The sequence below is a fragment of the uncultured Roseicyclus sp. genome, assembly GCF_937892565.1.
Taxonomy (GTDB): Bacteria; Pseudomonadota; Alphaproteobacteria; order Rhodobacterales; family Rhodobacteraceae; genus Roseicyclus.
Genome location: NZ_CALAHQ010000008.1, coordinates 1 through 12,841, shown reverse-complemented (window position 1 = coordinate 12,841; position 12,841 = coordinate 1). Strand labels below are relative to the sequence as shown.

12 protein-coding genes are annotated in these 12,841 nt (G+C 62.8%); 5 read left to right on the top strand and 7 right to left on the bottom strand.

Annotated elements, in window-relative coordinates; all coding sequences use genetic code 11:
* Positions 1–162 precede the first annotated feature (162 nt).
* The 3 genes from pdhA to Q0094_RS01370 are packed head-to-tail and all read left to right on the top strand — an operon-like array spanning position 163 to position 3,867.
* Positions 163–1,167 carry a pyruvate dehydrogenase (acetyl-transferring) E1 component subunit alpha gene (pdhA, locus tag Q0094_RS01380; protein ID WP_297614475.1) on the top strand — a complete coding sequence of 335 codons (1,005 nt, stop codon included), beginning with the start codon at positions 163–165 and terminating at the stop codon, positions 1,165–1,167.
* 15 nt (positions 1,168–1,182) lie between these two features.
* Positions 1,183–2,532: a pyruvate dehydrogenase complex E1 component subunit beta gene (locus Q0094_RS01375; RefSeq protein ID WP_297614473.1), complete on the top strand. Its 1,350-nt coding sequence runs from the start codon at positions 1,183–1,185 to the stop codon at positions 2,530–2,532.
* A gap of 12 nt (positions 2,533–2,544) precedes the next feature.
* Positions 2,545–3,867: a pyruvate dehydrogenase complex dihydrolipoamide acetyltransferase gene (locus Q0094_RS01370; protein WP_297614471.1), complete on the top strand. Its 1,323-nt coding sequence runs from the start codon at positions 2,545–2,547 to the stop codon at positions 3,865–3,867.
* Positions 3,868–4,004: 137 nt separating this feature from the next.
* Here the strand turns inward: Q0094_RS01370 and Q0094_RS01365 are convergent, their stop codons facing one another.
* The 6 genes from Q0094_RS01365 to Q0094_RS01340 form a co-directional block, all read right to left on the bottom strand.
* Positions 4,005–4,559 (bottom strand): pseudouridine synthase, encoded by a 555-nt coding sequence (locus Q0094_RS01365; RefSeq protein ID WP_297614469.1) that lies wholly within the window; start codon positions 4,557–4,559, stop codon positions 4,005–4,007.
* Positions 4,560–4,588: 29 nt separating this feature from the next.
* Positions 4,589–7,393: a DNA polymerase I gene (polA, locus tag Q0094_RS01360; protein ID WP_297614467.1), complete on the bottom strand. Its 2,805-nt coding sequence runs from the start codon at positions 7,391–7,393 to the stop codon at positions 4,589–4,591.
* Positions 7,394–7,468: 75 nt separating this feature from the next.
* Positions 7,469–8,143 (bottom strand): DUF2459 domain-containing protein, encoded by a 675-nt coding sequence (locus Q0094_RS01355; protein ID WP_297614465.1) that lies wholly within the window; start codon positions 8,141–8,143, stop codon positions 7,469–7,471.
* Between the two features lie 2 nt (positions 8,144–8,145).
* Positions 8,146–8,337, bottom strand: coding sequence for a zinc-finger domain-containing protein (locus Q0094_RS01350; protein ID WP_297614477.1), 192 nt, complete (start codon positions 8,335–8,337; stop codon positions 8,146–8,148).
* A 77-nt stretch (positions 8,338–8,414) separates the two neighbouring features.
* Positions 8,415–8,798: an HIT domain-containing protein gene (locus Q0094_RS01345; protein WP_297614463.1), complete on the bottom strand. Its 384-nt coding sequence runs from the start codon at positions 8,796–8,798 to the stop codon at positions 8,415–8,417.
* A gap of 12 nt (positions 8,799–8,810) precedes the next feature.
* Positions 8,811–10,388, bottom strand: coding sequence for a DUF5928 domain-containing protein (locus Q0094_RS01340; RefSeq protein ID WP_297614461.1), 1,578 nt, complete (start codon positions 10,386–10,388; stop codon positions 8,811–8,813).
* Positions 10,389–10,533: 145 nt separating this feature from the next.
* Here Q0094_RS01340 and Q0094_RS01335 point away from each other — a divergent pair, with 145 nt between their 5' ends.
* On the top strand, positions 10,534–11,352 hold the full coding sequence (locus tag Q0094_RS01335; RefSeq protein WP_297614459.1) for a sulfotransferase family protein: 819 nt from the start codon (positions 10,534–10,536) through the stop codon (positions 11,350–11,352).
* Between the two features lie 399 nt (positions 11,353–11,751).
* Entirely contained in the window at positions 11,752–12,393 is a 642-nt protein-coding gene (locus tag Q0094_RS01330; RefSeq protein ID WP_297614457.1) for an OmpA family protein, read from the top strand.
* A 63-nt stretch (positions 12,394–12,456) separates the two neighbouring features.
* On the opposite strand, the gene Q0094_RS01325 is transcribed toward Q0094_RS01330, so the two are convergent.
* The coding region (locus Q0094_RS01325) for a Crp/Fnr family transcriptional regulator (RefSeq protein ID WP_297614455.1) at positions 12,457–12,841 on the bottom strand (385 nt) is incomplete at its 5' end.

The window sequence follows — 12,841 nt, the reverse complement described above, 5'->3', positions numbered from 1 at the left end:
TCCCGACAAACGCATCCCGGACCCCGCCACCCGGCGCGAACGGCAGCTTTGCGCCCAGTGCAACCCCCTGCGTCAGGATTGCCGGGTGCAATCGGGGGTTGCCTGTGCTAGGGAACTGTTTAACGTTAAACTATCTTTGTGACCCGGGGGAGGATGACCCGCATGCCACCACGCAAGACCGCGGCAAAACCCGAGGCTGCCACACCCAATGTGTCGGCCGAGGATCTCAAGCGCTACTACCGCGAAATGCTTCTGATCCGCCGCTTCGAGGAAAAGGCGGGCCAGCTTTACGGCATGGGGCTGATCGGCGGGTTCTGCCATCTCTATATCGGGCAGGAAGCCGTGGTTGTGGGCCTCGAGGCTGCGGCCTCCGAAGGTGACAAGCGCGTCACCTCCTACCGCGACCATGGGCACATGCTGGCCTGCGGGATGGACCCCAAGGGGGTGATGGCCGAACTGACCGGGCGCATCGGCGGCTATTCCAAGGGCAAGGGCGGCTCGATGCACATGTTCTCCAAGGAAAAGCATTTCTATGGCGGGCATGGCATCGTGGGCGCACAGGTGCCGATCGGCGCGGGGCTGGCATTTGCCGACAAATATCTGGGCAATGACCGGGTGACCTTTACCTATTTCGGGGATGGCGCGGCCAATCAGGGCCAGGTTTATGAGACCTACAACATGGCGCAGCTTTGGGATCTGCCGGTCATCTTCGTGATCGAAAACAACCAATACGCCATGGGAACCGCCGTGAAACGCGCCACGAAATCGCCCGCGCTGTGGAAACGCGGCGAGGCGTATGGCATCGCCGGCGAAGAGGTGAACGGCATGGATGTGCTGGCGGTCAAGGATGCGGGCGAACGCGCGGTGGCGCACTGCCGCGCGGGCAAGGGCCCCTATATCCTCGAGGTGATGACCTATCGCTATCGCGGCCATTCCATGTCGGACCCCGCGAAATACCGCACCCGCGAAGAGGTGCAGGAAATGCGCGAAAAGCGCGACGCCATCGAACAGGTGCGCCAGATGTTGTTGACGGGGGGCCATGCCTCTGAGGAGGATCTGAAAAAGATCGACAAGGAAATCAAGGATATCGTCAACGAAGCCGCCGAATTTTCCAAAGAAAGCCCCGAGCCGCCGCTCGCGGATCTTTGGACCGATATCTACGCCTGAGAGGACGATCAAACCATGGCAACCGAAATTCTGATGCCCGCCCTCTCGCCCACGATGGAGGAAGGCACGCTGGCCAAATGGCTGGTCAAGGAAGGTGACACGGTCAAGGCGGGTGATATCATCGCCGAGATCGAAACCGACAAGGCGACGATGGAATTCGAAGCGGTCGACGAAGGGGTGATCGGCAAGATCCTGATCCCCGCGGGCACCGAAGGGGTCAAGGTCAACACCGCCATCGCGATTCTGGGCGAGGCAGGCGAGACGATGGCAGCCCCTGCCCCCGCCGCCGCAGCAGCCCCGCAAGCCACCACCACCCCCGCGACAGCGGCAGCACCCGTGGCGACACCGGTGGATCGCAGCCCCGATTGGCCCGCGGGAACCAAGATGAAAACCCAGACCGTGCGCGAAGCACTTCGCGACGCCATGGCCGAAGAAATGCGCGCCGATCCGACCGTGTTCGTGATGGGCGAGGAGGTCGCGGAATATCAGGGCGCCTACAAGGTGACCCAAGGGTTGCTGGATGAATTCGGGCCCAAGCGCGTGATCGACACGCCCATCACCGAACATGGCTTTGCCGGTATCGGGGTGGGCGCGGCCTTTGGCGGGCTCCGGCCGATCGTCGAATTCATGACCTTCAACTTTTCGATGCAGGCCATCGACCATGTGATCAATTCGGCGGCCAAGACGCTTTACATGTCGGGCGGCCAGATGGGCGCGCCGATGGTGTTTCGCGGGCCCAACGGTGCCGCCGCCCGCGTGGGCGCCCAGCACAGTCAGGATTTCGCGGCGTGGTATGCCCATATTCCCGGCCTGAAAGTGGTCCAGCCCTATTCGGCGGCTGACGCCAAGGGCCTGTTGAAAACCGCCATCCGCGATCCCAACCCGGTGATCTTTCTGGAAAACGAGATCCTCTATGGCCGGTCCTTCGACGTGCCGGATGTGGCGGATTTCACCATCCCCTTCGGCAAGGCCCGCATCTGGCGCGAGGGCAGCGATGTCACGCTGATCAGCTGGGGCATCGGCATGACCTATACGCTTGAAGCGGCCGAAAAGCTGGCCGCCGAAGGCATCAGCGCCGAGGTGATCGATCTGCGCACGCTGCGCCCGCTTGATTACGACACGATCCTCGCCTCGGTCAAAAAGACCAACCGCTGCGTGACGATCGAGGAAGGCTTTCCCGTCGCATCGGTCGGCAATCATCTGGGCGCATGGATCATGCAAAACGCCTTTGATCATCTGGACGCGCCGGTGATCAACTGCACGGGCAAGGATGTGCCGATGCCCTATGCGGCCAATCTGGAAAAGCTGGCCCTTGTCACCACCGCCGAGGTCGTCGCGGCCGCGCGCCAAGTCACCTATCGCTGAGGAGCGCGGATCATGCCCATCGAAATTCTGATGCCCGCCCTTTCCCCCACGATGGAGGAAGGCACGCTGGCCAAATGGCTGGTGAAAGAGGGCGATAGCGTCAAATCCGGCGACATCATCGCCGAGATCGAAACCGACAAGGCGACGATGGAATTCGAAGCGGTGGATGATGGGGTGATCGGCAAGATCGTGATCCCCGCGGGTACCGAAGGGGTCAAGGTGAACGCCCCCATCGCCGTACTGCTGGCCGATGGCGAAACTGCCGCCGATGCGGCCCCTGCCCCTGCGAAAGCGACGGCCCCCACCGCGACAGCCGCAAGCGCCCCGGCGCAAGCCGCAGCCAGCCCCGCCCCTGCCGCACCCAAGGCAGCCGACGGCACCCGTGTTTTCGCCTCGCCGCTTGCCCGCCGCATCGCCGCCGACAAGGGCATCGATCTGAGCACGATCCAGGGCTCGGGCCCGCATGGCCGCATCGTCAAGGCCGATGTCGCGGGTGCCACGGCCAGCGCCGCGCCGATAGCCATGGCCAACGCCACAGCCACGGTTGCCGCCCCTGCCCCTGCCCCGGCACCCGCTGCGAAAGCCGCAACCGCGATGCCCACCGGCCCCGATGCTGCACAGGTCATGCGCATGTATGAGGGCCGCGCCTATGAGGAGGTCAAGCTTGACGGCATGCGCAAGACGGTTGCCGCACGGCTGACCGAGGCCAAGCAGACCATCCCGCATTTCTATCTGCGCCGCGATATCCGGCTTGACGCGCTGATGGCCTTTCGCGGGCAACTCAACAAACAGCTGGAAAGCCGTGGCGTGAAGCTGTCGGTCAATGATTTCATCATCAAGGCCTGTGCGCTGGCCCTGCAACAGGTGCCCGCCGCCAATTCGGTCTGGGCGGGTGACCGGATGCTGCGGCTCAAGCCCTCGGATGTGGCGGTGGCGGTGGCGGTCGATGGTGGGCTCTTCACGCCGGTGCTCAAGGATGCCGAGCAAAAGAGCCTGTCGGCGCTGTCGGCCGAGATGAAGGATCTGGCCACCCGCGCCCGCGACCGCAAGCTGGCGCCGCATGAATATGTCGGCGGCACCTTCGCGATCAGCAATCTGGGCATGTATGGCATCGACAATTTCGACGCGGTGATCAACCCGCCCCATGGGGCGATCCTGGCCGTCGGTGCGGGCGTCAGGAAACCTGTTGTGGGCGCCGATGGCGGGCTGACGGTTGCGACTGTCATGTCGGTCACGCTGTCGGTCGATCACCGGGTCATCGACGGCGCGCTTGGGGCCGCGCTTTTGCAAGCCATTGTTGACAATCTCGAGAATCCCATGGCAATGCTTGCATAAGAAACAATTGCGGCGCCGGGGAGGAGCGGTTCCGCGAAAGCACGGGGCCGCGATGCATGCATTGGCGGCCCCGTCGCATGTTGGCGCCTGACATATCATTATTCTATAAGAATGCGGTAGCATGCCAAGACATCGCGTCAGGGTTGCAGCGCCTTCCATGTGCCGGGGGCAAGCCCCTCAAGCGTGTGATCGCCCACCGACCAGCGGATCAGCCGCAAGACCGGCAGGCCCACATGGGCGCACATGCGCCGGACCTGTCGATTGCGGCCTTCGGTGATGGTCAGGTTCAGCCAAGCCTCGGGCACATTCAGCCGGAACCGCACCGGCGGATCACGCGGCCAAAGCCAATCCGGCTCTGCCACCTGATCGACCTTGGCGGGTCGTGTCGGGCCATCATTCAGCGCAACGCCCTTGCGCAAGGCGGCCAGCGCCTCGGGGGTGGGCGTGCCTTCGACCAGCGCGACATAGGTCTTGGGCGTGGCCGATTTGGGGTCTGTCAGCCGCGCTTGCAAGATGCCGTCATTGGTGAGCAGCAACAGCCCCTCGCTGTCACGGTCAAGCCGGCCCGCCGGATACATCCCCGGCATGTCGAGAAAGCGTTTCAGCCCCGGCCAATGCCCGTCATCGGTGAACTGGCTCAGCACATCCATCGGCTTGTTGAAGGCGACAAGCCGCGTCTGGCTGCGCGGCATGGCCGATCTGGCGCGCGGGCGGGGGCGGCTCAATGCGCCACCGCCCAATTCGCCCCCTGCCCCGCATCGACCACGATGGGCACATCAAGATGCACGGCGGGCAGGGCTGCACCCTCCATCACGTCACGCGCGCGCGCGATCAGGGCATCGGCGGCGCCCTCATCCACCTCGAACAGCAATTCGTCATGCACCTGCAACAGCATGCGGGCGGGTAGATCCGCGATGGCGGCATCCATCTTGATCATCGCGCGGCGGATGATGTCGGCGGCCGTGCCCTGAATGGGCGCGTTGATCGCGGCGCGCGCGGCAAAGCCCGCGCCGGGGCCCTTGGCGTTGATCTCGGGGGTGTGGATCTTGCGGCCGAAAAGCGTCTGCACATGGCCATTCGTCTTGGCGAAAGCCTTGGTTGCATCCATATAGGCACGGATGCCGGGGAAGCGTTCGAAATAGCGGTCGATAAAGCCCTGCGCCTCGGCGCGCGGGATGCGCAGATTGCGCGCCAGGCCAAAGCCGGAGATGCCGTAGATCACGCCGAAATTGATCGCCTTGGCCTGACGGCGCACATCGGGCGTCATCTGGTCCAAGGGCACGCCGAACATCTCGGACGCGGTGGCGGCGTGAATATCCTGCCCCTCGCGGAAGGCCTGTTTCAGCGCGTCAATCCCCGCGATATGGGCCAGAATGCGCAATTCGATCTGGGAATAATCAAGACTGACCAGAACCTTGCCCTTGTCGGCCACAAAGGCTTCGCGGATGCGGCGGCCATCTTCGGTGCGCACGGGAATGTTTTGCAGGTTCGGATCGGTCGAGGCCAGCCGCCCGGTATTGGCGCCCGCAATCACATAGGATGTATGCACCCGGCCCGTGTCGGGGTTGATATGGTCTTGCAACGCATCGGTATAGGTGGATTTGAGCTTCTGGATCTGGCGATAATCCAGCACGCGGGCGGCAAACTCATGGGTGGCGGCCAGATCCTCCAGCACCTCGGCGGGGGTGGACCATTGGCCCGTCTTGGTTCTTTCGCCGCCCTCAAGCCCCATCTCCTCGAACAGGATCTGGCCAACTTGCGCGGGCGATTGCACGTTGAAGGGATGGCCCGCCAACCCGTGCAATTCCGCCTCGAGCCCGGCCATCTTCTGGGCGAAGGCGTTGGACATGCGGCTCAGCACATCGCGGTCGACCTTGATGCCCGCCATTTCCATCCGCGCCAGAACCGGCACGAGCGGGCGCTCCATCGTCTCGTAGACAGTGGTGACACGGGCGCGGTGCAGTTGCGGCTTGAACACATGCCACAGCCGCCATGTCACATCGGCGTCTTCGGCGGCATAGGGGGCGGCCGCATCGATCGGCACACGGTCAAAGGTGATCTGGGATTTGCCCGAACCGATCAGATCCTTGATCGGGATGGGGTTGTGGCCCAGATAGCGTTCGGACAGCGCATCCATGCCGTGCCCATGCAACCCCGCATTCAGCGCATAGGACATCAGCATCGTGTCATCGATGGGCGCCACATCGATCCCGTAGCGGGCCAGGATTTTCACGTCATATTTCGCGTTCTGCAAGATCTTGAGAACGCCGGGATCTTCCAGCATCGGCTTGAGCATCGCGAGCGCCGCATCAAGCGGCATCTGCCCTTGCGCCAGCGCATTCGAACCAAACAGCCCCTCGCCGCCTTCGGCGCGATGGGTGAGCGGGATGTAACAGGCCGCTTCCGGACCACAAGACAGCGAAACGCCCACCAGATCGGCGGTCATTTCATCAAGCCCGGTGGTCTCTGTGTCGATGGCGACAGCCCCCACGGCCTGCGCGCGCGCGATCCATGCGGCCAAGGCATCGGCGTCGCGCACAAGCTGATAGCGGGCGCGGTCGATGGGCGGCATGGCGGGCGCGTCCCGATCCACCGGATCGGCACCGCGCGGGTCGGTGTCGGGCATGGCGGGTGGGGCGACCCCCAGGCCATCGGCGATCCGCTTGGTCAGGCTGCGGAATTCCATCTTGCTCAGAAAGGCAAGCAGCACCTCGGGATCGGGTTGCCTGACCTCAAGATCCTCGAGCGTGACATCGATGGGCGTGCGGTCATCGAGCGTGACAAGCCGCTTGGACAGGCGAATCTGGTCGGCGAAATCGATCAGGGTCTGGCGACGCTTGGGCTGGGGGATCTCATGGGCCCGGTCCAGAAGCGTTTCCAGATCGCCGAATTCAGTGATCAAGAGTGCCGCCGTCTTGATCCCGATGCCGGGCGCGCCGGGAATGTTGTCGACGCTGTCGCCCGACAGCGCCTGAACGTCGACGACACGCTCGGGGCGCACACCGAATTTGGCCTCGACCCCGTCGGCATCGATGCGTTGGTTCTTCATGGCGTCAAACATCTCGACGCCCCCGCCCACCAGCTGCATCAGATCCTTGTCCGAACTGATGATGGTGCACCGACCCCCCGCCTCGCGCGCAAGGCGGGCAAGCGTGGCGATGATGTCATCGGCCTCGTAATTCTCAAGCTCCAGACAGGCAAGGTTGAAGGCGCGTGTGGCGTCGCGCGTCAGCGGCATCTGCGGTCGCAGATCCTCGGGCATGGCCTCTCGGTTGGCCTTGTAGAGATCATACATGTCGTTTCGGAAGGTATGGCTGCCCTTGTCGAACACCACCGCCGCGTGGGTCGGCGCGTCGGGGCCGGTATTGGCCTCGATCATGCGGTGGATCATGTTGCAAAACCCCGCCACCGCCCCGATGGGCAAGCCATCGGATTTGCGCGTCAGCGGCGGCAACGCATGAAAGGCGCGAAAGATAAAGGCCGAGCCGTCGACCAGATGCAGGTGATGTCCCTTGCCAAATGCCATGGTCGCGCGCTCCCCCGTTCCGGTTTCGTCCGGGCCTATTCTAGCGCGCCGGCGCGCCCGCCGCGACCCCGGTTTTCAGCCAAGGGTTTCCGCCCGCCACAGGCCCAGACGCACCGCGAAGGGCGTCGGCGTCCAGAGGCCCGCCGGGACGCCGGCGGCGCGCAGCATGCGCGAGACCCAGGTGTTGCAGGTACGAAAAAGGTGAAAGCGACCTTCCGCCTCGACAAATCCGTCGGTGCCGGTAAAGCCCGCGCCAGGGATCGGCGGACCCAAGGCGCTCGCGGCGATGGCCTCGAGCAGGGCGGCATATTGTGCCTGCGACAGACGCAGGCGGGGTGGATCGAAACCGGCCTGAAAGGCCCCGATCACGTCGATGCGCAGGACCGCGCTGTCGCCTGTCACCGCGCGTAGCGTCGCGCTGGCCGTGATGTCGGAATAGGTTCCGGCGGTGGTGTAGAAGTCCCGCGCGCCCCAGCCGACAAGAACATGTCGCACATCGGGATGGTCGACCGGCACCCCGGCCGCGGCGGCAAAGCCCATCCCCGCCCGCGTCTCGTCGGTGGCGGGCAGCAGGAAATCGACATGGATCGGGCCATAGAGCAAGGCGATCTCGACCGTATCGCCCTGAGGCAGGTCGGCGGTGCGACCCGGGATCAGGCCGCCCACCGCGGCGGCAGCCAGAAATGCCACGACCGCCAGCGCCACGACCATCACCGCATGACGAAAGCCCAGAACCAAACGCCGCAGCATGGTCAATCCGCGGCGCGCGCCGTGTCGGCGACATCAGCATGGATGAATTTCTTGTCGCAATAGCCACATTCGACCCAGCCGCGATCGGCCGGGATCGACAGCCAGACCCGCGGATGACCCAGCGCCCCCTCGCCGCCGTCACAGGCGACACGGGTGGCGGTGACGATCTCGGTTTCGGGCGGGGCGATGGGCATGATCTTGTCCTCGGCTGCGATGTGCATTGCGGATATGGCAGCAAGATCTTTCGCGGGCAAGACCATGGCCCAAGCGTTCAGTCGGGCTGTTGCAGCATCCGGCCCAAGGGACGGCCCGACAAGATATGCACATGGTAATGGGGCACTTCTTGTGCGGCGGCATCGCCTGCGTTGGCGATGGTGCGAAAGCCCTGCCCGCCTTCGCCGGGCTGGATGCCAAGATCGGCACAGATACGGCCGATGGCGCGGGTGAAATCCACGATCTCGGCGTCAGTGGCTGCAAGCGCGAAATGATCAGCGCAGACATATGGCCCCTTGGGAATGACCAACACGTGAATGGGCGCTTGCGGATGGATATCGGCAAAGGCGAGCGTGTGGGCGGTTTCCATCACGGTGCGATTGGGGATCTCGCCGCGCAGGATGCGGGCAAAGATATTTTGCGGATCGTAGGCATAGGCCATGGCGGGCTCCCGTCAGTCTGCGAACAGGTATGGGGTTTCCGACAGCCGCTGCGCGCTGTCCAGATCGATATCGAAAAAATCCGCCAGAACAGTCGCGTTTTCGGCCAGGGGGCGGTCTTGGCGGATGCACCAGTGGCGCGAACGGTCGGCATCGCGGATACGGGTGGCGTGCATTGCCAAATCCTGGCGCAAGCTGGGCAGCAAGCGCGCGATCACGTCGGCCGGTGTGTTCTCGGTCGCCAGCCCGAGCCGGGTGGCATGGCGCACCAAGGACTGATCGTCAAATGTGCAGCACAGTTCAAGCACCCGCGCGTCCGCCCTGTCGGACAGGAAATCCTGTAGCGCAGCCATATTGCCCGGATCCAGACAGATCATCAGCCTGTCGGTGTTGTGGTATTCGAACAGCATCCGCATCAAGGCGCGACGGTGGCGGTTGCGCTTGTCAAGGCTCCGCTCGATGCCGCCAAGATCGGGCATGGGGCATGTCGCCTCGTCAAAAAGATATTCAACGCCCGGCAGCTTCAACCGCTCTGCGCTGGAACTCAGCAGACGTTTGGCCACATGCCATTTCCTGCACACGATCATCAGCAGTCTGCGATCGGGCCCAAGCGTGCTTGTGTCTTCCCAGATGCGCGGCCCATACCGGGCGCCCACACGCCCGCGCCCCGTCAGGAAAGCGTACAGCTTTTCACCCTCACCACCGGTGACGACATCGCTGCACGGAGCCTGCCACAGGGCCCCCAGACGTTGCTTGAGCAGCGCGGCCTCTGGGCTGATCTTGCGCGCAAACAGGTAGTTCTGGCTGATCAGAAAGCTGTAGTGGTCGTTGTAAAAGGTCACGGGCATGCCGTAATCGCTGAACATCTTGAACGTCAGCGTGCGGCATTCGATCTCGCGTTCGGGCACCAGATGGCGCACCAGCGTTTGGAAAAACGTCTCGTCGGGGATCCAAGTTGTGGAAAAGAATCGCACGACATCGCGGCGTTTGCGGCAAAACTTGAGGATCTTTTCAATGGTGCCCCGCCGCAGGCACCACCATTGGCTTCCGATCTGCACCGCGATGTCGGCAGGGATGCGACGGCGCAGGCCCAGCGCCCTTTGCAGGTTGAGGCTTTGGTAAAACAGCCAATTCTGGTCGCGTTCATTGAACCAGTGGCGATAGATCAGCCGTTCTTCCCGAAGGCCTGTCTTGATCCAACCCGAGGTGAAGAAATCGAAGGCCTCGATGTAATCGCGATCGGCCGCATCAAGAAATCGATGCGCGTAGCTGGCGGATTTCACCGGCAGGCAATCGCCCGAGAGCGTGTAGAAATGCGTCGCATCGGGAAAGCTGCGCACGGCCACCTCAAGCGTGTTGAGTGTGGCACGCACCAGGCTCCAGCCACCCCATCCGCATCTGACGCGCTTTTTGGCAAAGACGACGCGGGGATTGCCGGCCAAAGCCCGGGTGATCGCGGCGTAATCGGTGGCGGCTGCGCGCGCATCGAAATGGATCGCCACATAATCCCCCGTCGCGCTCAGGCGCTCGGCCTGCGCGATGATGGCGGGCGCGTCCTTGTGGCAAAGCAAGATGAAGGCGATCTTGGCCATGCAGCAAATACCTCGTTACAATCTTTCCCGTGTCTTGTCATAGCAACACCTAACGGAAGTTGAAGGTATTCATCTTTTTGCTTTAGATGCACCCACACTTCGTGATGGTGGCGTGCCACAGGCAGACAGAGACGAGAGGGCGGCGATGGGGTTTCCGGGAACCTGGATGACGGAAAGCGAAAGCATGGTCTACCGCGTGGTGCCCAAATGCGCCTGTTCGACCATCGGCCAGATCATGTTCTATTCCGACCACAACACATATTTCCAAGGCGACATCCATGATGCCACCGATGGGCTGCACAAATGGGCGCGGGCGGCAAGCCAACCGCTGATCGAGGCGAATGTGAAGGGCCGAAAATCATTTACCTTCACCTGTGTGCGAAACCCCTATACCCGCGTACTTTCTAGCTTTTTCGACAAGATCTGTGGCATCCAGCGCAACGGGAACCGCTATCGTGGCAATCTGGTGCCGGTCTTGATCCAGAAGTACGGGATCGAGGTGGGCGGGCCGGATGGCCAGCAGGATTTCGACCAGATCGCATCCTTTCGTCGCTTCTTGCTGTTCGTGCGCGACACCATCCGCTGGCGCCGCCCGATGGAACCCGACATCCACTGGTCGACCATGTCGGGCCATATCTCGACGCTGATCGTGAATGGCGGGCGCTATGACCACATCTTTTGGACCGAAAAATTCAATGACGGGATGCAGCAGGTGCTCGATCGCATCGACACGCGCTACCCAGTCGATCTGGCGCAAGTGCCGCGCTTCAACGAAAGCGAGGGGCATGGGCCCAAGCGGCTACACCCGGTCGAGGATTATTTCGACGATCTGGCGATGCATCTGATGCATGAAATCTATCACCGCGATTTTGCGCTGTTCCGCTACGATTTCGACAATCCGGGCAACAAGATGCCTTTGGGCGACATCGACCTCGATGAGGTTCATGCCAAGCTCGGCGATTGACCGCGCGCCGTGCCATGGTCAGGACTGATCGATCTGCTTGAAGCCGCCGTCGCTGCGTTGTTCACGCATCCGAACTGATGGGGATGTCCTTGAAACGCATCGCCCCGACAAGGCGCGACGCGCCCGTGACCTTTGACGTGCCGCGCATGGACACCGCCCGCGCGGCGCAATCGGCTTGCATCCAATCGCGCCATCCAAGGCAAACGCCCCGACGTAAGGCGCCTGCGCTTTTCGCGACGCCGACCTTCTACATCGAACCCGCGCAATGGAACGGCTGTTGAACTCCGCCATGCTGACGCAGATCAGCATAGCGGCCAAGAAAACATGTCATCGTGATCCTGTTTCAGCGCAGGGGCCACCGTCGTACCGGTGTGGCCGCGTTCTTGAAAAGGACACGAGATGAGCAATTACAGACTTATCGGAGCCGGAGTTTTGGCAGCATCTTTCGCTTTGGGCGGCTGCGAAAATATCGATGGCACCTCCAATCAACCAGCCACCGGCGCGATCATCGGAGGTTTGACAGGTGCAGCGGCCGGCCAGATCATCGGCGGCGACACGCAATCCACCGTCATCGGCGGGGCCATCGGCGCTGCCATCGGCGGGGCCATCGGCGCACAGATGGAAACGCAGGAACGCGAGCTGCGCCGCTCTTTGGCTGGCACCGGTGTGGCCGTCACCAACACTGGTCAGGATATCCGTGTGATCTTGCCGGAATCGGTCACCTTCCGCACGGATTCATCCACCGTCGATCCAAGCTTTCGGCCCGCGCTCAGGGCGGTGTCCGAAAGCCTGCGCCAACACCCCAATTCCACGGTTCTGGTGGTCGGACATACCGACACCGTCGGTACCGCGGCCTACAACAAGCAGCTCAGCGAAGAACGAGCCATGGCAGTCGCAAGCGAGCTTGTGGCATTTGGCACCAGCGCGTCCCGCATCCGGGTCTTGGGGCGCGGATTTGAAGAGCCGATCGCTACCAATGCCACTGTGGCGGGGCGGGCCCAAAATCGCCGGGTCGAGATCATCATCACGCCCAACCGCTGATTGCGCTGGCAACCCTTCCCTTGCCCAAGACGGGCCACCCCGTCTTGGGCGGCCCACCACACGTCAGAACCGGGACAGTTGATGATCCAGATAATCAGGGTCGAACCCGGCAAGATCGCGAAGCCGGACGATGTCATTGAAACGAACACGGCCCCTTTGAAAGGTGAGCAGACCTGCTTCGCGCAAATGGCGCAGAACCCGGTTGACATGCACGGCACTCAGGCCCAGCGCATCGGCCAGATGATATTGCGTCAGCGGGCACGCGAATCCGCCCTGATCGCCTATGCCCACAAGTCTGAGGCGCGCACCCAGTTCCAGCATGAAATGCGCCATGCGCACATCCGCCGAACGCCGCCCAAGATTGACCAGATGTTCGGCCATCATCGCCTCGTCGCGCGTGACGTTGCCCCCTCCACCTAATCCAGTTTGAGGTAGACTCTGGGCCAAC

What these genes read in the sequence shown, in the direction of transcription:
- pdhA (WP_297614475.1), top strand. Translation starts at nt 163, where the DNA reads ATGCCACCACGCAAGACCGCGGCAAAACCCGAGGCTGCCACACCCAAT.
- Q0094_RS01375 (WP_297614473.1), top strand. Translation starts at nt 1,183, where the DNA reads ATGGCAACCGAAATTCTGATGCCCGCCCTCTCGCCCACGATGGAGGAA.
- Q0094_RS01370 (WP_297614471.1), top strand. Translation starts at nt 2,545, where the DNA reads ATGCCCATCGAAATTCTGATGCCCGCCCTTTCCCCCACGATGGAGGAA.
- Q0094_RS01365 (WP_297614469.1), bottom strand. Translation starts at nt 4,559, where the DNA reads ATGCCGCGCAGCCAGACGCGGCTTGTCGCCTTCAACAAGCCGATGGAT.
- polA (WP_297614467.1), bottom strand. Translation starts at nt 7,393, where the DNA reads ATGGCATTTGGCAAGGGACATCACCTGCATCTGGTCGACGGCTCGGCC.
- Q0094_RS01355 (WP_297614465.1), bottom strand. Translation starts at nt 8,143, where the DNA reads ATGCTGCGGCGTTTGGTTCTGGGCTTTCGTCATGCGGTGATGGTCGTG.
- Q0094_RS01350 (WP_297614477.1), bottom strand. Translation starts at nt 8,337, where the DNA reads ATGCCCATCGCCCCGCCCGAAACCGAGATCGTCACCGCCACCCGTGTC.
- Q0094_RS01345 (WP_297614463.1), bottom strand. Translation starts at nt 8,798, where the DNA reads ATGGCCTATGCCTACGATCCGCAAAATATCTTTGCCCGCATCCTGCGC.
- Q0094_RS01340 (WP_297614461.1), bottom strand. Translation starts at nt 10,388, where the DNA reads ATGGCCAAGATCGCCTTCATCTTGCTTTGCCACAAGGACGCGCCCGCC.
- Q0094_RS01335 (WP_297614459.1), top strand. Translation starts at nt 10,534, where the DNA reads ATGGGGTTTCCGGGAACCTGGATGACGGAAAGCGAAAGCATGGTCTAC.
- Q0094_RS01330 (WP_297614457.1), top strand. Translation starts at nt 11,752, where the DNA reads ATGAGCAATTACAGACTTATCGGAGCCGGAGTTTTGGCAGCATCTTTC.